This window comes from Exiguobacterium sp. s122 (assembly GCF_018618475.1).
Classification (GTDB): Bacteria; Bacillota; Bacilli; order Exiguobacteriales; family Exiguobacteriaceae; genus Exiguobacterium; species Exiguobacterium himgiriensis.
The window spans coordinates 1-251 of the sequence record NZ_JACSMD010000024.1 but is presented as its reverse complement, the minus strand read 5'-3'; the positions used below and the strand labels follow the sequence as shown (position 1 = coordinate 251).

Below are 251 nucleotides of genomic sequence, written 5' to 3'. Positions count from 1 at the left end.
TAGGTCATGGGTGGAAGCGTGGTGACACGTGGAGCTGAATGATACTAATCGGTCGAGGCTTTGATCTAGTCTAATGGTTTGTATTGATGAATCTTCAGTTTTGAGAGAACAATCTCTTAAAAAACAGGTTGACATTATGTTAAGATAGTGTTAATCTACTATATGTCTGGTGGCGATAGCGAAGCGGCCACACCCGTTCCCATGCCGAACACGGAAGTTAAGCGCTTCAGCGCCGAAAGTAGTTGGGGGTC

Annotated in this window: 1 rRNA gene; it reads left to right on the top strand. The window is 45.4% G+C overall.

The annotated features are described in order from the left end of the window. Nucleotides 1–165: 165 nt before the first annotated feature. Nucleotides 166–251, top strand: a 5S ribosomal RNA gene (gene rrf, locus KNP92_RS15755); the annotation flags it as partial.